Here is a 17,741-nt window from a genome sequence, read left to right on the forward strand (position 1 = left end):
TTTTCCAGGAAGTCATACCTCACGGACTAGATTTTGACCAGCTTGGCAAAAGTAGCGTACATCCTTTTTCTTCCTGCCGTATCAAAATCCACCGTTACTTCAAAGTCCTTTTTCTGTTCTGTGATATCCGCCACGGTGCCCTCTCCAAATTTCACGTGTCGGACCCGGTCACCCACTTCATAAGAAAGTCCGTCGGCTTTCGTCACCGTGAACTGTTTTCCCATATAAGACTGTTTGAGCTCGGAATCCCCGGACGGAGAATTTCGGCGGCGGGCGGGCGGGGCCGTCCACGGCTTTCCTCCCGGCTTCGGGAGATCAAATACATTGTCATCATGCCGGCGGCCTTCTCCAAATCCAGAGCGTCCTTCGGAAGCCCTGGCGCCTCCAAAGACGCTGTCCCCTCCAAACCGGCCGCCTGTTGTAAACATGGAGGGTACCTCATCCCGTTCTAAACAAAGGGGCGGAATTTCCGCCAGGAATCTGGAAGGCTTGCAGAATCTAGTCTCTCCGTTCACCATCCTTTGTCTGGCGCAGGTAAGTACCAGTTCTTTCCTCGCTCTGGTGATACCCACATAGCAAAGCCGCCGCTCCTCCTCCAGTTCATCCGGATCATCCGAATTTATGGACATCATGCCGGGAAACAGGCCGTCTTCCATTCCGGCCAGATAGACCCGTAAAAACTCCAATCCCTTTGCACTGTGAAGGGTCATAAGTACTACCCGGTTCTCGGAATCGTCCATATTATCCACGTCGGCCACCAGTGCCACTTCCTCCAGAAAACCGCTTAAGGTCGGCGCTTCCTCGCCTTCTTCCAAGCCGTCCTCATAATCCACGGCCTTGCTTTTCAATTCTTCAATGTTTTCCAGCCTTGTCTCCGCTTCTACCGTATCATCATTTTCCAGCTCTTCCTTGTATCCGGTAGATTCCACGATATCATCAATCAGATCCTCGATGGAATAATACTCCAATTTACTCTTAAAGGCCTGTATCTGTGTGACAAAGCCCTGTATTTTTCCCGCAGCCTTGCCAATGGTCGGTATCCGCTCCGCTGCCCTGCAGGCCTCAAAGAAGCTCAGACCATTTCCCTCCGCATAGGTCATGATCTTTCCAATGCTGGTGGCTCCGATTCCCCGCTTGGGCACATTGATGATTCTCTGGACTGCAAGGTCATCCATACCGTTATCGATGGTCTTTAAATAACACAGAATATCCTTGATCTCTTTTCGCTGATAAAAGTTCACCCCTCCCACCAGGCGATAGGGAATGCTCCTGTTCACGCATTTTTCTTCCAAAAGTCGTGACTGGGCGTTTGTCCGGTAAAGCACCGCAAAATCTGAATACTGCGCTCCTTCCGCTACTCTTCCCGCAATATCTTCCGCTATGGCGTCGGCTTCTTCATATGCCGTATCATACTGTCTGAAATGGACCGGAATCCCCTCTTCGTTTTCCGTCCACAGGCGTTTTTCTTTCCGTCCCATATTATGTCGTATGACCTCATTGGCCGTATTGAGAATATTTCCGGTGGAGCGGTAGTTCTGCTCCAGCTTGATGACCTTTGCCCCCGGGAACGCGCTCTCAAATTCTAAAATATTTTCAATATTGGCGCCCCGGAATTTGTAAATAGACTGGTCATCATCCCCGACCACGCAGAGATTCTTGTATTTGGAGGATAAAAGCTCCACAAATCGAAACTGTGCCGTATTGGTATCCTGGTATTCATCCACCATTATGTAGCGGAACCTCTCCTGATAATAGTCGAGCACCGCCGGGTCTGTGCGGAAAAGCTCCACCGTCTTTACTATCAGGTCGTCAAAATCCAGGGCATTGTTTTTTTTCAGCTGCGCCTGGTACTCCAGATATGCGTCCGCCACCTTTGACTGGCGGAAGTCTCCGGCGGTCTGCGCGGCAAAATCCTCCGCGGAGATAAGCTCGTCCTTGCAGGAGGAAATGGTGGAGAGCAACGCCCTTTCCTTATAGATTTTCGTATCATAATCCAGCTTCTTAAGCACCTGCCGCATCAGCGTTTTCTGATCGTCGCTGTCGTATATGGTAAAATTGGTCGTATATCCAAGGCACTCGATGTGACGCCTCAGAATCCGCACACAGGTGGAATGAAACGTGGAGACCCATACACTACTGGCGCCATATTCCACCAGATCGTCAACTCTCTCCCTCATCTCTCCCGCGGCTTTATTCGTAAAGGTCAGGGCCATGATATTCCAGGGATTCACCCCTTTTTCCTCAATTAAATAGGCAATTCTGTGGGTGAGCGCCCTCGTTTTTCCTGATCCGGCTCCGGCCAGTACCAGAAGCGGGCCCTCTGTCGTCTCGACCGCCTCCCGCTGCATGGGATTCAGTGTATCGTAATTATTCATCCATTTACTCCCGAAGAGAAAAGCCAGACACTGAAAATACCGGTATCTGGCTTCTCTGTTTCTTCACTATATCGTTATCCGGCTTCTGAAATTCAAAGCTTCTGACCGCAGTTGGGGCAGAAATTAGCTCCGTTCGTCTTGGTGCCGCAGTTCGGGCAAAAATTCGGTTTCTTTCCGTCATCTGCCTTTCCGGACGACGTTTCACCTGTTTTCTGTCCCCCTGCGGTTCCAAATCCGCCTTCCATACCCTGGCGCATCTGGTTCGCCATCTGCTGCCCCATCATCATCCCCATCTGCATCCCGGCCATATCTGCCGCCATATGTCCGCCTGCTCCGCCCTTTTCCATGGAATTCGCCATGGCAGCCTGCTGGTACCGGCCCATATCACCTATCATACTCTGGGAAGCTGTCTTATTTATCATCTTCTGCACTTCATCCGGGTATGAAACACTCTGAATGGAAAAGCCTGTGATGGCAATCCCGATTTTTCTCATCTCCATATCCAGATCCGTACAGATTCCTTTTCCGATATCCGAAGCATTCGCCTGAAGATTGAAAATATCCTTCCCTTCTCTGGAGATCCATTTCATGAGAAGAGGATCAAGCTGTGCCAGAACACGTTCCCGCACATCGTCCACCTCGTACTGGCCTCTAATCCCCGCCACCTTATCGATGAGAGTCATATGATCAGAAATCTTACAGTTGAAGACACCAAACGCACGGATGGGAAGTCCGCCGGGAAGTCCTGCCGCCGGCAGATTCACCGCGTTTCTCGTCCCCCACTTCACCGTGAACTCCTTAGTGTTGATAAACAGCACCTCGGCGCGGATGCCGCTGTTAAAGCCAAACTTAAATCCTTTTAATGTGGAAAGGAACGGAATGATATCCGATTCAATATCGAAGCTTCCTTCGTCACGGAACACCCCCTCCACCTTGCCGTTATACATAAATATCGCGTCCTGGCCGGGGCGGATGATCAGGCGGCTGCCTTTTTTTATCTCCTTGTTGCTCCATTTCCAGAAAATAACGTCATCGCGGTATTCTTCCCATTCCACTACATTGGCCATCTGGCCGCCAAAAAGTCCCATAGCACGCTCCTGTTATTTCGTGATCTCTTTTCAGGTTATCTTATTTTCCAAGCTTTGCCTTAAGAGCCGCCAGCTCGTCATCCACTGCTGCTGCAGGCTGGGAATCATATTTGCTCTTCAGGGCATCCATATCAGCGCTCTTAGGCTCTTTGTTGAGCTCTGCCATTGCATTTGCCTCATCGAGCATCTTATTTGCTTTTTCCTCCATGCGGTCAAATGCGCTGAGATTTCCTTTGGCCCCGTCGATGCTGGCGCCCATTTTATTGAGCTTCTCCTGAGTCTTGGCAACCTTGACCTTAGCCTTGATGGCGTCGCGCCTGGAATCCAAAAGGGCGATGTCGGAACAGAGCTTATCATGCATCTGCCTCATCTTGCCTGCGTTTTCCGCCGCAAGGGAATACGCCTGCTGGAGGGAAGCTTGTTTATCCACAAGGCTGGATTTCTGGGCCAGGAACTGTTTCGCATCCTCGTCATTCCCCGCCATGACAGCCTTTTCCGCATACTGCTGCAGCTTATCGATCTCAGCCGTACATTCATCAAGCTCCCGTTTGCTTCTGGTTTCCTCTGCCATCACAGAAGCTGTCTCTGCCTTTACTTTCCCTAGATCACTTTCCAGATTTCTCATATATTGGTCTATCATTTTTCCAGGATCTTCCGCTTTATCCAGAAGCGCGTTGATATTAGAAGTCATAATGTCTTTAAATCTCTGAATTATCCCCATTTTAGTATCCTCCTTGTAGGTTGCACTTTTCCCATTATTATAAGCCATTTCCTGTACAATGTCAAAAGGAACCGATATTTCTGTCCGTCTGGTTTCATATTTATGTCTTGTCATCTGGTATTAAATACTATATAATGGTACAAGAGGTGAGTACATGAAAACCAATGAAAAATTGATAGACGATTTGCTTACAAAACTCAGAGGGCTCAATTATATCCATACGAAGGATATACCTGACATTGACCTTTATATGGACCAGGTGACGACATTTATGGAACAGCATCTGTCATTCGGCAAGCGCCATGACGACGACAAAGTCCTCACCAAGACTATGATAAATAATTATGCGAAGAATAACCTCCTTCCTCCGCCTGTGAAAAAAAAATATTCAAAGGATCATTTGATACTGCTGGCCTTCATCTATTATTTCAAGGGATTTCTCTCCATTGGAGATATTCAGGTGCTGCTCTCGTCCCTTTCGGAGAAATATTTTTCTGAAGACCATGACCAGCTGGATAAGGTCTACAATGAGATAGTCAAAATTGAAAAACTGCAGCTGGTTGACCTGATGAAAGAAGTCCAGTCCCGTTTTGAACTGTCCAAGCGTTCTTTCAGCAGTTATCCGGAAGAAGACAAAGATTATCTTCAGCTCTTTTCTTTTATCTGTACGCTCAGCTTCGACGTATACCTTAAAAAGCAGATGATCGAACAGATCATCGATGAAATGCGGGCATCCGAAAAAAAGGACAGCTCTGCCGATAAAAAAGAAAAGTAATCTGTTACTTTTCAATAAAATATAAACAGCCGGAAGAAACCGATATGGTTCCTCCCGGCTTTCTTATTCTATTTTCCGTATTGCATACATACTTCTCTGCCTTAGCGAACGTATTCCCTCGGAATTTACTTCCTTTCTTCCTCATCGAGCCTTTCAAACACCATGTCATATCCGTCATTTCCATAATTCAAAGAACGGTTCACACGGCTGATGGTTGCAGTGGAAGCCCCTGTCTTTTCCGCGATTTCCAGATACGTCTTCTTAGCCCGAAGCATTCTGGCTACTTCATAGCGCTGAGACAACGACAAAAGCTCATTGATCGTACATACATCTTCAAAAAATGTATAGCACTCGTTGACATCTTTCAAAGTAAGGATAGCCTGAAATAAGTGGTCCACGGCTTCCGTCTTCAACTTTTTATTCATTGTCGTTCTCCTTTAAAATGCTTTAGCAAAAGCCTTGTTCCGTCCGAAAACTCGGCTTCCTATATATTTTAGCATTTTACCACTTTAAAGTCCAGACCTATTAAGATATTTTTTTAATTTTTCCGTATTCGTGTTGACGATCAGTTCTTCCGGGAAACGCACCTTCAAAAGAAGCTCTCTCGCTTTATCAAAACAACCGACAGAAGTGGGAAAATGAGAATCTGTGTTGACGATGATCTCCTGTCCGTATCTCTCGCAAAAGCTCAGGATCTTCTCCAGGTTTTCCACTGAATTTTTCCTGCCGCTTCCGGGCATCAAAGAACTGTTGTTCAGCTCGATCAGCACGCGCTGCGCTTTTGCTTCTCTGACAAGCGTTTCATAGTCTATGGGATATCTCCCGTCATCGGGATGGCCGATAATGTGGACTCCTGGATTCTCCATAGCCTTTAAAAGCCCGGCGGTATTCTCTTTCTCTGTACCCGGAGCCAGGCAGACCGTATGCATACTGGCAATTCCAATGGCCATTTTGCTTAAAAGGTCCCTCTCCATATCCACAGTTCCCTTATAGTCTATGATATTAAGCTCTGCGCCCATCAGGATCTCCACACCAAAAAGCGTCTTATCTATCACCTTAAAATTCCGAAAATGCATTTCCCCGCAGGTGCCCGGGAGCTTCGGCGCATGGTCTGTGATCGCCAGCAGCTCAAGCCCTTTCTCTGAAGCCGCCTTAGCCATTTCCAAAACCGTGCCGTAAGCATGTCCGCTGGCCACCGTATGGGTATGAGTATCTAGAATAAATTTTTCCATCTCTGTCCCTTCCTTGAGGTAAAATATATTATAACATGAACTTTTCGATTACTTCCGCCACCCCATCCTGTTCATTGGATAATGTAACGAAGTCGGCCAGTTCTTTGATCCTCGGGCATCCGTTCTCCATAGCCACACCAAATCCCGCCGCTTCATTCATGGGGATATCGTTGTCATAATCACCGCAGGAAATCACCGCTTCCCTGGGAATCTTCAGATGATCCATCGTTCTCTGGAGTCCGGTTCCTTTATCGATGCCGGCAGGCAGGATCTCCAGATGATACGCCTCGGAACGGAATACCGCGAACTCAGATCCAAGGGCCTCCCGCACAATAGGCTCCATCTTAAGAATCTGCTCCTCCGAGCCGACCATCATCAGCTTCACGATGGGAAAAGTGATATAGGAGATTAGATCCGGCACTTCCTTCACATCCATCTTCACATTCCTCGCCTCGCCGGCTACATAGATATCATCCCCGTTTTCCGTGATTATATCGCTTCCTTCATAAGTGAGGATGGCAGTCTGATAACGGCGGGAAAGCTCTATGATTTCCGGAATCCTCTCGGAAGGTATGCTGACGGAAAATTTCGCCTCTCCCGTCCTGCAATCCAAAAGCTCACCTCCGTTATAGGACAAAATATAGCCTCCGTCCCTGTCCAGGCCAAGCTCTCTCGCCACATGCCATACGCCGTAGCTTGGTCTGCCGGAAGCCAGGACCAGGACCCCGCCCTGTTTTATCATTGCATGAATCGCTGCTTTCGTCCGTTCCGTGATCTGTTTGTCATCTGTCACAAGTGTCCCGTCCAAATCTGTCGCTAATAACTGATACTTCATGTCTCCTCCATTTTATCCGCATTTATTTTAAAATTCAAATGTGCTTCATAATCCTTCTGAGAAACCGCTTCCCATGGATTGCCCTTCATCTTGTCCACCTTTTCTCTACATAAAGATACCTTATCCCGGCATTTTCGTCAATCCTGGTTTACAGAATCCAAAAAGGCAGAGCAGCTTTAATAACTGCCCTGCCTTTTTGCGTTTTTCGTCATCCATCCTGCAATACAGGCTGATCTGCATGATGCCGCCCTGGTGTCCTCAATGATGTCCGCATGATGCCGCCTTTGCTGTCTCCCTTGATGTCTGCAAAGAAGTTTTCTGTGATGTCCGCAAAGATGTCTCTCCTTATGTCTGCTATGGTGTCCGTTTTTCTGTCCGACTTGATGTCTGCTGTGGTGTCCGCATGGTGTCCGCTGTGATGTCTTCTAAGACGTCTACATATGCCAAGCCATATTACCTGAGTAATATCGCACAGGACTTTCATAAGGATTATTCCCAATAAAACGGGAAAAGAGTCCAGAATCACATGGAAAATGTAATTCATGAACCCCCTTGTTCACCCCTCTGCTATCAAAGAATATAGCATGGTATTTTTCAGAAAGCAAGTAATTTTTCTGCAAGAAAATATGATTTGGTATATTTTAATGGATTACCCCCTCGATCCATTTTTCATCTGTGCAAATTGTATACCTTGCCGCACGAAGTGCGCCTGCCTGGGGGCATGTGTTAAGGGGTGCCCTTGGGTATACCCTTGAACACCTTTCAGACAAGCGTTCTTTGTATGCTTTAAAAGCTATTGGGGCGGTCTATCGCGGCCCGTTGCCGTAAGGCGCGCGGGCCGTGTGGATATCCGATCCTTTTCTGGAATCAAGGGAACGGAAGTCGTCCGAAAAGGTGCGGCAGAAAGAATACCGGCAGAAAGATTCCGGGCCGGCCTAAAGGTAAGCGCCGCAGGGCAGAGGCCGGTGTTCCCCAGGCGGAGGGAGGCAGAAACGAAAAATACCGATTTCGTTTCTGAGCGAACCGGAGGCGGGAAATCATCCGGATTACCCGTCGACATGTGAGCGGTACTCCTGAAGCGGGGATAAAGCGGCCTCTGCATCGCCAGCGAACCGAAATCGTGACGGCCCGGAACTTCTGCCGGTGTTTTACTGGAGTTTAATCAGAGCTTTTTATAAATGATTCCAAAAAGTATTTTGTATGATACCCAAGGGCACCCCTTAACACATGCCCCCAGGCAGGCGCACTTCGTACGGCAAGGTATACTTAATGAAGCAGATATCTCACATATGTCTTAAAGGCTCCCGGCAGCGCATACCGGCTTTCTGCATCTGTTTTGTCCACCAGCTCTCCCGGCAGGCTGTCTCTTAGATTCCCCGGCTTTCTGTATTCTTCTTTCAGTTTGATATAATATCCGATCATCCGCCATTCCACATGTGAAAAAATATGCTTCGCCTCCGGAAGTCTTTCCATAACGAGGATATCCTCCTCGGAAATTCCCAGATAAGCATATACCTGTCCTTCTTCCAGATGCCCTTCCGTATTCGGCAGCTCATAAAGTCCGGCCAAAAGCCCTTTATCCGGTCTTTTATGAATCAGAACTTTACTTCCGCACGCTACCGCCAGAACTGTCCTCTCCTGGACCTTTCTGGCTTTTTTCGGCGTCTTCACCGGAATACTGTCCGTTTTCTGGTACCTTTTGGCCAGGCAAAGACCGCCCAAAGGACATTCTTCACAACGCGGCGGTCCATTCGGGATACACACCAAAGCTCCTATTTCCATCAGCGCCTGGTTAAATTCGCCGGCATTTTCCTTCGGCATGGCTTCCATAAGTAGCTCTTCCATCTTCTTTTTTACAGAGAGCTTCATAATATCTTCCTTGCTTGCCAAAAGCCTCGATATTACCCGAAGTACATTCCCATCTACCGCTGGAACCGGTAATCCGTATGCGATAGATGCGACCGCGCCTGCCGTATAGGAACCAATTCCTGGGAGCTTCAAAAGCTCCTCGTAGGAATCCGGCAATTTTCCTCCATATGTCAGGACTGCCTCCCCGGCCGCTCTTTTCAGATTCCTGGCCCGGTTATAGTATCCAAGGCCTTCCCACAGCTTCATCAGACGCTCTTCTTCCACATCCGCAAGAGCCTGAATGTCCGGCAGCTCTGCCAGGAATCTTTCATAATATACTTTGACTGCCTCTACACGGGTCTGCTGAAGCATGATCTCTGACACCCATACATGATAAGGAGTGGGAGATTCCCTCCAGGGAAGTGTGCGGGCGTGCCTCCGGTACCACCGGAGAAGCGGGACCGACGCCTCCTTTATCCGTTTCACTGGCGGAAACGCATCGTTCTCTTTTTCCAGAACTTCCATATCCGCATACAGCCGGTCTAAAATCCGTTCCTCCATATAATCTGTATTCTCCTTCTGTAAATGATTGTTCTCATCTCCTGCTTCCCTCATTGTGCATGAAAAATATTATTTCCGCAAGTATTTTTCTTCCATCCCCTCTGGCCTTTTCCTGGAAAATGAGCTATAGTATCGTTAAATGACTGACAGGAGACTGAAGGATATGAACAAAATATGGATTGATGAACGCCTTTATACAGGCCGCCCTTCTCCCGAGGGCCGCCTCCCAAAAGAAATAAGAGTATACGATATGCTTGACTCTCTGAAAATACCCTATGTACGGATTGACCATGATGTGACTCCCTCCATTGAATCATGTCAGCGTGTGGACGAGCTTTTGGGAATCGAAATCTGCAAGAACCTGTTTCTCTGCAATTCCCAGAAAACGGATTTTTACCTGCTGATGCTGCCTGGCACAAAAAAATTCCGCACGGCGGCCCTTTCCAAACAGATCGGCACCTCGAGACTTTCCTTTGCCCCTTCTGAATATATGGAGCAGTATCTGGATATCGCCCCCGGCTCCGTAAGCGTCATGGGCCTGATGAACGATAAGCAGAATAAAGTACGTCTTCTGATCGACAACGAAGTTCTGCAGGCACCTTTTCTCGGATGCCATCCCTGCGTCAATACCTCCAGCCTGAAACTATCCATGAAAGACTTGCTCGATAAATTTCTCCCGTATACAGGCCATGATTACCTGGCTGTAAAACTGTAAACAAAAATAAAGAAGAGTTTGCTGATTTATTTAATAGCAATCTCTTCTTTATTTAGAATGAGGGTGACGCTTATGAAGAACTACTTCAGTTTTAACGACTGGATGCAGTTCGGATTTTTCTTGATTGCACTGCTGACATTCATTTACTTGATTAGTCATTAATACCGCATAGAAAAACCACCCTTTGGACTTTGGCAGTCCTGATAACCCTACTTTACTGCGATCGCCTCTACCTCTACCAAAACATCTTTTGGAAGTCTTGCCACTTCTACGCATGCTCTGGCGGGACACTCCTCTTTAAAATATTCCGCATAGATTGCATTCACCTTGCCAAAATCATTCATGTCCTTGATAAATACAGAAGTCTTTACAACGTTCTCAGCCGTGGTCCCTGCCGCCGCCAAAAGATTCACGACATTTTCCATCGCCTGTCTGGCCTGTGCTTCAATGCCTTCCGGAATTTCTCCGGTCGCCGGATTCACCGGGATCTGACCGGACGCAAACACAAAACCGTTCGCTTCAATCGCCTGGGAATAAGGTCCGATAGCCGCCGGCGCCTTGTCTGTAGAAATTACTTTCTTCATGATACACTACCTCCTGATCAATTCTATAGTTTCAGTTTTTATTTGGATTACGTTTTCTTTCAGAAGATGGCCCACAGCCCGCTTGAACGCGTTCTTGCTCAGACCTGTCTCCAGCTTGATAAGGCCGGGGTCCGCTTTATCCGTAAACGGAAGGACTCCGCCATAAGCCTCGATCAGGGAAAGAACGGCCTCCGCGTCCAAATTAAGCTGTTTATATGCTTTTTCCCTGACGCTCAATATCAGCTTACCATCTTCCCGGACCCGCGCCACTCTGGCCTCGACCGTAACGCCGGTCTTCATTTCCCGGCTGACTTCTCCGGCCGGGATCAGTCCAAAATACCGGCTGTCCACCGCCACAAAGGCTCCCAGCTCTTGGTTGATCTCATATAGGACACCTGTCACGGAGGAATCTTTTTCATAGGGTGAATCTGCGCTCAGATAGTCATCTACCTTCATGGTCGCGCAAAGTCTCTGGCTTTTATCTACATATAAAGCCACCAGCACTTTTTCACCTGGCCTGACCTTCCATTTCTGCTCCTTATAGGGAAGGAACAGATCCCTTTCCAGTCCCCAGTTCAAAAATGCTCCGATCCGTCCCGCTTCCACGACCTCCAGGACCGCCAGCTCCCCCAGAGAAAGAAGCGGATCTCTCACAGTGGCAATCGGCCTGTCCTCTGAATCCTTATAAAGAAAAACTTCTATTTCACTGCCGACGACCGTTCCCTCCGGAACCTGCCGTCTGGGCAGGAGAACTCCCGGCTCACCAGTGATCCCCTCTCCCAAATATACGCCGATCTCTTTCTGCCGAAGCACCTTCAATGTCTGTTTCTTTCCTAACTCTATCATATTTCTGTCCTTCCGTCCTTTATCCTTTTCCAGAAACCGCCTGAACTACGGCATAAACCTGTCCCTCTGATCCCTTCAGCACCACAGTGACAGAATCAGCGTTTCCTCCAGCCATTGGTATGACCGTGTCGCCGTATACCGCCGCTTTCTTATATTCCACCCGCAGTTTCCTGATATCATTATCCCCTGGAAGCCACTCCTCCGCCATCTGGATATACTGTCCGTTGTTCACATGTCCATTGGTATCTATCTGATATCTTCTGACGGGAAATGATGGAAATTCCATCAGGTTGTCCGGAATCTTAATCTTACGTCCGTCCGTTTCCATATCCAGCGGCTCTTCTGCCTGATAAATGTCCGCAAGCTGCTTATCCACCTTTTCAGGACGCCCGGTTTCCAGATTCATGTAGACCCAAATGGAGTTCGCTTTCACCGCATAATCGCCGGCAGCGTCTATGATCACAAAATTCCGGTAGCCGTACATCGCCTTGAATCCGCTGGCCCAGGTTCCAACCTTTAACGTTTCACCAAGCTCCGGCCTCCTATAAAGCTCCACCTGCCAGGCGGACAAAAGCCATGCCCTGCCTCTCTCCTGCAGTGCGCGGACTCCCACTCCCAGCATCTCTGACTGGAAAATACTGCAGTCCTGCATATAATGGATGACCGAACACAGGCTCAGCCTGCCGTCTGCTCCCACTTCACTATATCTCACTTTGCTGTCAAACGAATACATAACTCCTCCATATCTCAGGACATTATATCATATTAATTTCCAAATTGCTCTTGTTTTTTTGGTTTTATGAAACAAACACTTTTAAGAATCAATTTAAGCAAACTCCGGCCAAGCTGTAGATTAGCACCGGCAGAAGTTCTTGGCCGTCACGATTTCGGTTCGGAGGCCGTAATAATTTTGGTTACGGCTGCCAGCGAGCCGCCTGGATGGGATTGGATTTCCTCCTGTCTCATCTTATACATAAGACAAATTTGTTTTAAAAATATTCAAAGGTATGATATACTGGACAAGGCGGTGCTTTCTCCTCTCCGCAGACGGAGCAGGTCTCCTGCCACATTCAATATGACTACTTGGAGGATTTTATGATTCGACTCATCGCAAGCGATATGGACGGCACGATTCTTAAAAACGGTGCTCAAACTCTCCCGCCCCGCATACTTCCGATCATTGAGAGGCTCAGAGAAAAAGGAATTGGTTTTGTTGCCGCCAGCGGACGCCAGTACGGCAATTTGAGAAGACTTATGGGACCGGCAGCCGATACAGTGGATTACATATGCGAAAACGGCGCATTCGCGGTCCACAACGGTAAAATTGTATACAAGGCCACAATGGAGCGAGATCTTGGACAGGCGCTGATGCGGGATATCTGGTCCAGGGACGGCTGTGAGATTCAGCTTTCAGGGGTCAAGACCGCTTATATCCAGGCCAAGGACCCTTCTTATACCTGGCATCTGAAAAACATTCTAAAAAATGATGTGACTGAGGTCAGGGACATATTTAAGACAGAAGAAGATTATATCAAGATATCGGCGTATGTTCACGGAGATAAGACAGAAGAGCGTCTCAGGGAATTCAAAGAGCGGTGGAATGGAGTCTTTACCCTCGCCTCAACCTGCGACCACTGGATCGATTTCATCCCCGACGGCATCAACAAAGGCCACGCCATGCGCGCCCTGATGGAAACGGTAAACGTCTCCCGGGAAGAGATCATGGCCTTCGGCGATAATTATAACGATCTTGAGCTCCTTGCCTGTGCAGAGGAAAGCTATGCCGTCTCTGACGGAAAGCCCGAGGTCATCGCTGCCTGCCGCCATATCTGCGACTCTGTAGAAGATGTATTGGAAACTCTTCTCCTTTAATCCTGCTGTCCTTTGAGATATGCCGCGACAGGCCTTATGAATCTCCGGTCAGATATATCATAGGACTGCCCTATCATGCGCGCCATCTCTTCTTCTTCCGGGCTCTTATTCTTTTTCTTCGCCACCATGGAAGAAAACATTTTCATCATCATCCGGGAGGAAGCTCCCATCTTCTCATATCGGAGTCCTCCCTGCAGATAAAATACCTCTACCTTCTCCTCCTCAGAAAAATTCCCTTTTAAGGATGCTTCAATCTCCTGATTTCCCATGGGATTGGCCCCTACAACGAAAACTGCCTTCTTCTTTCCTTTAAGAGCCGGAAGGTTTTTCCGGAACCATTTTATCTTCTTGATCATACCTGCATGGCACCAGCTGCCGAATACCACTGCGTCATATTGGGAAAAGTCAATCTCTTCTTTTTGGGAATAAGGAACGAGACGGCACTGCAGATCCTCCGCCAGCCATTCGGCATATTGTTTTGTAAACCCGGTTTGTGAATTATAAATAATAATCGTTTTCATGATGCCTCCTCTTTCAGTGTATCGTTATATTTTGTAATTTTAAACAAACTGGCGTATATGCTTCCTGGGTGCCGGCCCGGCTTCCTCCAGACTGCCGCAGGTATGAATCAGCAAATCCCTTTTTTTCAGTTTTTATAATTTCTTCCGTATCGATCTAAATAATCCTGCAGCGCTTCAGCCAGCTTCCCGATATGCAGCCCGTCCACAAAGGAATGATGAACCTGGACAGAAAACGGAAGCAGAATCTTTCCGTCCCGTTTATAATATTTACCCCAGTCAAAAAGTGGAGTGGCATTGTCCTTTTTTCCAGATTCTGTGTGGGAAATATGAGTATAGGATACCCAGGGCATGGCGGAAAACTGAAAAACGTTATTTCCAGGAGGCCCTGTGAAATATTCTTTCTGATTCTCTACCGCTTCACTTGCGGCTTTCACATACTCTTCCATTGTGTCCATAAGTTTTACCTCTACCACCTTGAAAAGCTCTGTCTCCTGGTCAAGATACGTAAAGGACGTATCGATTCTGTCGTACAGCGCCACCTGCCCGTCCATAAAACGATATCGGAATTCTTCGATTTGATTCGCGCACCTCGCCGCCGCATACGTCATGGCAAAGGTAAAGGAATATCCCTGTTTTTTTATTTTCGGAAGAAAATTTGTGATATCCAGTTCCAGGCTCACGCAGTACTGCGGCACCATATGATTCCGAAACACTTCACAATGTATGGCCCGTTTCCATGTCTTATAATCTACTATCCTATATCCTTCAGCCATCTGCTCCTCCTCTATCCGGGTTCATTTTCTTTCAGAAAAAACCGCAGGCACATGACCGCAGCCGCCACCCGGTACTTCTTCTCGTCGGAAATTCGTTCCATGCGGCCGGACAGTATTTTATCAATGTCACTTTTCTCTACTAAAGCCATCCTCGCAATAGTATCCTTTGACAAACCGTGATAGGATATCAGCACCATCAAAAAAGCGCTAAGCTTCTTATCCGCTCCTTCATAAGGTATCAAGTAAAGAAACGATATTTTGTTGTAAATCTCAAACCGCAGTATATTGTCATCCGGAAGCACGTCCAAGTTTCCATCCGCAAGCCGGCATATGTCCTCTGCCGGCACAGCTAAATACTTTGACAAAGTATTTACATTGAACCGGTACTCTTCCAGAAGGGTTTTAAGCTGCTCCGGAATATCACAAAGCTCCTCCATGCCTATCTTCTCCCTTCTTATCCGATGTTCCCACTATCCTGTCCACCAATGTGCGGATATGGATTTCCACTGTATCCAGAAATTCTATATTCCCGGAAACTCCGTCAAACAGCAGAGGAAGCTCCGTACATCCCAGGACCACGGCTTCTATCCCCTCTTCTTTTGTCATTCTTCTGATAATATCCATAAAATGCCGCCGTGTTTCGTCTATGATGATTCCTGCTTCCAGTTCCTCCGAAATCTTACGATTCACATATTCTCTTTCCCTCTCGTTGGGCACCGTGATCTCTATCCGCTTTTCCAGAAATGGTTTTCGGAAAAATGTCCCCTCCATGGTGAATTTAGTGCCCAGAAGACCGATCTTCGTCAATTCTCTGCGCTCCGCTTCCTCGCAGGCCGCCTCTACTATACTGACAAGCGGTATCGGAGAACGCTTCTTAAGCTCATCAAAAACGATGTGAGCCGTATTCGCGGACAGTGCAGCGAACTCAGCGCCGCCTGACGCCAGATTTTCAATTGCCCTGAGCAAATAACAGGTCAGTTTTTCATACTCTTTTCTTTGGCAGCATTCCAAAACCTCAAATACATTCACACTTTCTATAAGAAGGTCAGGAAACATCTGCCGCCCGGCTCTCTTTTGTGTCTCATAGACAATACCATGATAATAAAGAATTGTGGACTCCGGCCCCATTCCGCCCACCAGGCCCAGTTTTCTAAACTTCCTCTCCTCTGCCATTTTTCACTCTCTTTCCGGCTTATGCCGCAGAACCGTACTTTCCTATTTTTCGGCCCACTGTCTGCACTTTAAAAGTCTCGGCTCAGGATCATAGCCCTGCTCCTTCCCCATGGAAGATATCGTCTCGCAGGGAAATTCTTTGCACTCACCGCAGTGGTTAAGCCCTTTCGCTTCGCAGCAGGATTTTACTTCACAGTCTCCGCCCCAAAACGGTGTTTTCATATTCAGACATCCTTTACAATTCACCTCAGTTTTCCCTTCACAGGAATCGCAGCAGATCCCGCACCTTGATTCGAACATACCGTATCTCCCTTCTGTCCTTCGGACAAACCCTTCTACTCCAGGCAGCTCCCGCCCGGCCGTTATCCTCATTATACGATATATTCAATCAATTACCAACTACTGTCCGTAGGGTTTTTTATTTCATGGGACGCACCTTCCTATGAAATAAAAAACCGCACTGATTTCTCAGTGCGGCCGCTCTTCCCTGGGCTGCAAGGATTCGAACCTTGAAATGCTGGAGTCAGAGTCCAGTGCCTTACCATTTGGCGACAACCCAATGCGCTGCAATCTCTGCAACGAAATGTATTATAACCTAAAGTTTTGGATTTGACAAGCCCTATTTGTAAATTTTTTTAATTTTCCGCAATATAGCTTTTATCCACTGTAATGACACAATGAAAACGCCCATCCAAAAGACGCAGCTTCTCCTCCAAATGTGCTGTGACCTCTTCTATTTCTTTCTCCTTCATTTCGTATGGAACTACAATGTCGAAGATCAGGTTGACCTGCTTCCTGCCGTCTACCATGCGGAAATCGTGGAGCGTGATCCGTCCGTCCAAATCATCCAGACATTCCAGAACCATCCGGCGCCGTTCTTCTACCAGAGGATCATTTGTCTCAATGGGATCCATATGGATGACCAGAAAAATACCCAGCTGCTCTTTAGCCTCCCGCTCGATCTGATCGATGATCTCATGGATATCCTCCATGTTCCCGTGGCTGTCCACCTCCGCATGGATGGATGCCATGCTGGTAGAGGGTCCATAATTATGGACGATCAAATCATGAGTTCCCCAAATGCCGTCATAGCCTTCCACAAAGGTCTTGATCTTCCGATAGACATATGGATCGATGGCTTCGCCGATCAGCGGCTTCAGGGTGTCTTTGGCGATGTTGATTCCCGCAACGATGACCACCACCGATACGGCCATACCAATAAATCCATCTATGTTCCATCCAAAGGCCCCATAAAGCGCCACGGAAAATATCGTTGCCGCGGTTACCAGCACATCGCCCAGGGAATCCGCCGCAGTCGCTTCCATCACCTTGGAACCGATCCGTTTCCCCAGTTTTCTGTTGAAAAAAGACATCCAAAGCTTCACCCCGATGGACAGCACCAGGATGATCAGCGAGACCATGTTGAAACTGAGTGCTTCCGGACTCCTCACTTTTGCAAAGGAAGTTTTCATAAACGTCCAGCCAACTTCAATTACCAGAAAAGAAACGATCAGCGCCGAAATATATTCGATCCTGCCGTGTCCGAAAGGATGGTCTTTGTCCGCCGGCCGGCCGGCCATTTTCACACCGATGAAGCTTATGATAGAAGAAGCGGCATCGGACAGGTTATTAAAAGCATCGGACATTACTGAAATACTGTTCAGAAAAATGCCGATCATCAGTTTTGCCAAAAACAGAAACAGATTGCACCCTATCCCCACGATGCTGGACAAAATCCCATAGGAAGTTCGGACACTGGCCCTTTGAGTCTGATTATAATCCTTTACAAATCTGCGTACCAAAAAGTCTGTCATGAAAACCA

21 protein-coding genes and 1 tRNA gene are annotated in these 17,741 nt (G+C 47.7%); 4 read left to right on the forward strand and 18 right to left on the reverse strand.

Annotated elements, in window-relative coordinates:
* Window positions 1-26 precede the first annotated feature (26 nt).
* The 3 genes from H9Q78_RS04230 to H9Q78_RS04240 all read right to left on the reverse strand — a co-directional run bounded on the left by H9Q78_RS04230 (window position 27) and on the right by H9Q78_RS04240 (window position 4,184).
* Complete coding sequence (locus H9Q78_RS04230) at window positions 27-2,375, reverse strand: ATP-dependent helicase (protein ID WP_249303759.1); 2,349 nt, start codon at window positions 2,373-2,375, stop codon at window positions 27-29.
* A gap of 92 nt (window positions 2,376-2,467) precedes the next feature.
* On the reverse strand, window positions 2,468-3,463 hold the full coding sequence (locus tag H9Q78_RS04235; protein WP_249303760.1) for an SPFH domain-containing protein: 996 nt from the start codon (window positions 3,461-3,463) through the stop codon (window positions 2,468-2,470).
* 40 nt (window positions 3,464-3,503) lie between these two features.
* Entirely contained in the window at window positions 3,504-4,184 is a 681-nt protein-coding gene (locus H9Q78_RS04240) for a PspA/IM30 family protein (protein ID WP_147596969.1), read from the reverse strand.
* A 154-nt stretch (window positions 4,185-4,338) separates the two neighbouring features.
* Here H9Q78_RS04240 and H9Q78_RS04245 point away from each other — a divergent pair, with 154 nt between their 5' ends.
* A complete protein-coding gene (locus H9Q78_RS04245; protein WP_249303761.1) occupies window positions 4,339-4,959 on the forward strand; it encodes a DUF1836 domain-containing protein in 621 nt (206 codons plus the stop codon).
* A 125-nt stretch (window positions 4,960-5,084) separates the two neighbouring features.
* Here the strand turns inward: H9Q78_RS04245 and H9Q78_RS04250 are convergent, their stop codons facing one another.
* The 4 genes from H9Q78_RS04250 to H9Q78_RS04265 all read right to left on the reverse strand — a co-directional run bounded on the left by H9Q78_RS04250 (window position 5,085) and on the right by H9Q78_RS04265 (window position 7,570).
* Window positions 5,085-5,384: a YerC/YecD family TrpR-related protein gene (locus H9Q78_RS04250; RefSeq protein WP_249303762.1), complete on the reverse strand. Its 300-nt coding sequence runs from the start codon at window positions 5,382-5,384 to the stop codon at window positions 5,085-5,087.
* Between the two features lie 84 nt (window positions 5,385-5,468).
* The gene (locus tag H9Q78_RS04255; protein WP_249303763.1) at window positions 5,469-6,191 is read right to left on the reverse strand and encodes a phosphatase; all 723 of its coding nucleotides are present in this window, start codon (window positions 6,189-6,191) and stop codon (window positions 5,469-5,471) included.
* Between the two features lie 28 nt (window positions 6,192-6,219).
* Window positions 6,220-7,026 carry a Cof-type HAD-IIB family hydrolase gene (locus H9Q78_RS04260; protein WP_249303764.1) on the reverse strand — a complete coding sequence of 269 codons (807 nt, stop codon included), beginning with the start codon at window positions 7,024-7,026 and terminating at the stop codon, window positions 6,220-6,222.
* Between the two features lie 208 nt (window positions 7,027-7,234).
* Window positions 7,235-7,570, reverse strand: coding sequence for a hypothetical protein (locus H9Q78_RS04265; RefSeq protein WP_249303766.1), 336 nt, complete (start codon window positions 7,568-7,570; stop codon window positions 7,235-7,237).
* A 298-nt stretch (window positions 7,571-7,868) separates the two neighbouring features.
* Between H9Q78_RS04265 and H9Q78_RS04270 the strand changes: the two genes are divergently transcribed.
* Window positions 7,869-8,090, forward strand: a complete 222-nt coding sequence (locus tag H9Q78_RS04270) for a hypothetical protein (RefSeq protein ID WP_249303767.1) — start codon at window positions 7,869-7,871, stop codon at window positions 8,088-8,090.
* Window positions 8,091-8,292: 202 nt separating this feature from the next.
* Here H9Q78_RS04270 and mutY read toward each other — a convergent pair whose 3' ends face one another.
* Entirely contained in the window at window positions 8,293-9,435 is a 1,143-nt protein-coding gene (mutY, locus tag H9Q78_RS04275; RefSeq protein ID WP_249303768.1) for an A/G-specific adenine glycosylase, read from the reverse strand.
* Between the two features lie 163 nt (window positions 9,436-9,598).
* On the opposite strand from mutY, the gene H9Q78_RS04280 reads away from it, so the two are divergent.
* Entirely contained in the window at window positions 9,599-10,150 is a 552-nt protein-coding gene (locus H9Q78_RS04280) for a prolyl-tRNA synthetase associated domain-containing protein (RefSeq protein WP_249303769.1), read from the forward strand.
* A gap of 209 nt (window positions 10,151-10,359) precedes the next feature.
* On the opposite strand, the gene H9Q78_RS04285 is transcribed toward H9Q78_RS04280, so the two are convergent.
* From H9Q78_RS04285 to H9Q78_RS04295, 3 genes are read right to left on the reverse strand one after another with little or no spacing between them, the layout of a single operon-like run.
* Window positions 10,360-10,734, reverse strand: coding sequence for a RidA family protein (locus tag H9Q78_RS04285; RefSeq protein WP_147596961.1), 375 nt, complete (start codon window positions 10,732-10,734; stop codon window positions 10,360-10,362).
* 6 nt (window positions 10,735-10,740) lie between these two features.
* The gene (locus tag H9Q78_RS04290) at window positions 10,741-11,580 is read right to left on the reverse strand and encodes a CvfB family protein (RefSeq protein ID WP_249303770.1); all 840 of its coding nucleotides are present in this window, start codon (window positions 11,578-11,580) and stop codon (window positions 10,741-10,743) included.
* A 19-nt stretch (window positions 11,581-11,599) separates the two neighbouring features.
* Window positions 11,600-12,313 carry an acyl-[acyl-carrier-protein] thioesterase gene (locus H9Q78_RS04295; RefSeq protein WP_249303771.1) on the reverse strand — a complete coding sequence of 238 codons (714 nt, stop codon included), beginning with the start codon at window positions 12,311-12,313 and terminating at the stop codon, window positions 11,600-11,602.
* Between the two features lie 362 nt (window positions 12,314-12,675).
* Here H9Q78_RS04295 and H9Q78_RS04300 point away from each other — a divergent pair, with 362 nt between their 5' ends.
* The gene (locus H9Q78_RS04300; RefSeq protein WP_249303772.1) at window positions 12,676-13,452 is read left to right on the forward strand and encodes an HAD family hydrolase; all 777 of its coding nucleotides are present in this window, start codon (window positions 12,676-12,678) and stop codon (window positions 13,450-13,452) included.
* Here the strand turns inward: H9Q78_RS04300 and H9Q78_RS04305 are convergent.
* The 7 genes from H9Q78_RS04305 to H9Q78_RS04335 form a co-directional block, all read right to left on the reverse strand.
* Window positions 13,449-13,973, reverse strand: a complete 525-nt coding sequence (locus H9Q78_RS04305) for a flavodoxin domain-containing protein (protein WP_249303773.1) — start codon at window positions 13,971-13,973, stop codon at window positions 13,449-13,451. The genes H9Q78_RS04300 and H9Q78_RS04305 overlap by 4 nt on opposite strands.
* Before the next feature lie 125 nt (window positions 13,974-14,098).
* Complete coding sequence (locus H9Q78_RS04310; protein WP_249303774.1) at window positions 14,099-14,746, reverse strand: chloramphenicol acetyltransferase; 648 nt, start codon at window positions 14,744-14,746, stop codon at window positions 14,099-14,101.
* An 11-nt stretch (window positions 14,747-14,757) separates the two neighbouring features.
* Complete coding sequence (locus H9Q78_RS04315) at window positions 14,758-15,183, reverse strand: HTH domain-containing protein (RefSeq protein WP_249303775.1); 426 nt, start codon at window positions 15,181-15,183, stop codon at window positions 14,758-14,760.
* Window positions 15,167-15,919: an aspartate/glutamate racemase family protein gene (locus tag H9Q78_RS04320; RefSeq protein ID WP_249303777.1), complete on the reverse strand. Its 753-nt coding sequence runs from the start codon at window positions 15,917-15,919 to the stop codon at window positions 15,167-15,169. Before H9Q78_RS04320 ends, H9Q78_RS04315 begins: the two co-directional genes overlap by 17 nt.
* A 42-nt stretch (window positions 15,920-15,961) precedes the next feature.
* Window positions 15,962-16,219, reverse strand: a complete 258-nt coding sequence (locus tag H9Q78_RS04325) for a DUF3795 domain-containing protein (RefSeq protein WP_249303778.1) — start codon at window positions 16,217-16,219, stop codon at window positions 15,962-15,964.
* Between the two features lie 187 nt (window positions 16,220-16,406).
* Window positions 16,407-16,478 (reverse strand) — tRNA-Gln (locus H9Q78_RS04330).
* Between the two features lie 76 nt (window positions 16,479-16,554).
* On the reverse strand, window positions 16,555-17,733 hold the full coding sequence (locus H9Q78_RS04335) for a cation diffusion facilitator family transporter (RefSeq protein ID WP_249303779.1): 1,179 nt from the start codon (window positions 17,731-17,733) through the stop codon (window positions 16,555-16,557).
* Between the last annotated feature and the right edge of the window lie 8 nt (window positions 17,734-17,741).

This window comes from Qiania dongpingensis (genome assembly GCF_014337195.1).
Classification (GTDB): Bacteria; Bacillota; Clostridia; order Lachnospirales; family Lachnospiraceae; genus Lientehia; species Lientehia dongpingensis.

Coding starts and splice junctions, on each gene's coding strand:
- H9Q78_RS04290 (WP_249303770.1), bottom strand. CDS start 11,580: ATGATAGAGTTAGGAAAGAAACAGACATTGAAGGTGCTTCGGCAGAAA.
- H9Q78_RS04240 (WP_147596969.1), bottom strand. CDS start 4,184: ATGGGGATAATTCAGAGATTTAAAGACATTATGACTTCTAATATCAAC.
- H9Q78_RS04245 (WP_249303761.1), top strand. CDS start 4,339: ATGAAAACCAATGAAAAATTGATAGACGATTTGCTTACAAAACTCAGA.
- H9Q78_RS04310 (WP_249303774.1), bottom strand. CDS start 14,746: ATGGCTGAAGGATATAGGATAGTAGATTATAAGACATGGAAACGGGCC.
- H9Q78_RS04315 (WP_249303775.1), bottom strand. CDS start 15,183: ATGGAGGAGCTTTGTGATATTCCGGAGCAGCTTAAAACCCTTCTGGAA.
- H9Q78_RS04280 (WP_249303769.1), top strand. CDS start 9,599: ATGAACAAAATATGGATTGATGAACGCCTTTATACAGGCCGCCCTTCT.
- H9Q78_RS04250 (WP_249303762.1), bottom strand. CDS start 5,384: ATGAATAAAAAGTTGAAGACGGAAGCCGTGGACCACTTATTTCAGGCT.
- H9Q78_RS04300 (WP_249303772.1), top strand. CDS start 12,676: ATGATTCGACTCATCGCAAGCGATATGGACGGCACGATTCTTAAAAAC.
- H9Q78_RS04285 (WP_147596961.1), bottom strand. CDS start 10,734: ATGAAGAAAGTAATTTCTACAGACAAGGCGCCGGCGGCTATCGGACCT.
- H9Q78_RS04295 (WP_249303771.1), bottom strand. CDS start 12,313: ATGTATTCGTTTGACAGCAAAGTGAGATATAGTGAAGTGGGAGCAGAC.
- H9Q78_RS04335 (WP_249303779.1), bottom strand. CDS start 17,733: ATGACAGACTTTTTGGTACGCAGATTTGTAAAGGATTATAATCAGACT.
- H9Q78_RS04260 (WP_249303764.1), bottom strand. CDS start 7,026: ATGAAGTATCAGTTATTAGCGACAGATTTGGACGGGACACTTGTGACA.
- mutY (WP_249303768.1), bottom strand. CDS start 9,435: ATGGAGGAACGGATTTTAGACCGGCTGTATGCGGATATGGAAGTTCTG.
- H9Q78_RS04325 (WP_249303778.1), bottom strand. CDS start 16,219: ATGTTCGAATCAAGGTGCGGGATCTGCTGCGATTCCTGTGAAGGGAAA.
- H9Q78_RS04305 (WP_249303773.1), bottom strand. CDS start 13,973: ATGAAAACGATTATTATTTATAATTCACAAACCGGGTTTACAAAACAA.
- H9Q78_RS04265 (WP_249303766.1), bottom strand. CDS start 7,570: ATGAATTACATTTTCCATGTGATTCTGGACTCTTTTCCCGTTTTATTG.
- H9Q78_RS04235 (WP_249303760.1), bottom strand. CDS start 3,463: ATGGGACTTTTTGGCGGCCAGATGGCCAATGTAGTGGAATGGGAAGAA.
- H9Q78_RS04255 (WP_249303763.1), bottom strand. CDS start 6,191: ATGGAAAAATTTATTCTAGATACTCATACCCATACGGTGGCCAGCGGA.
- H9Q78_RS04230 (WP_249303759.1), bottom strand. CDS start 2,375: ATGAATAATTACGATACACTGAATCCCATGCAGCGGGAGGCGGTCGAG.
- H9Q78_RS04320 (WP_249303777.1), bottom strand. CDS start 15,919: ATGGCAGAGGAGAGGAAGTTTAGAAAACTGGGCCTGGTGGGCGGAATG.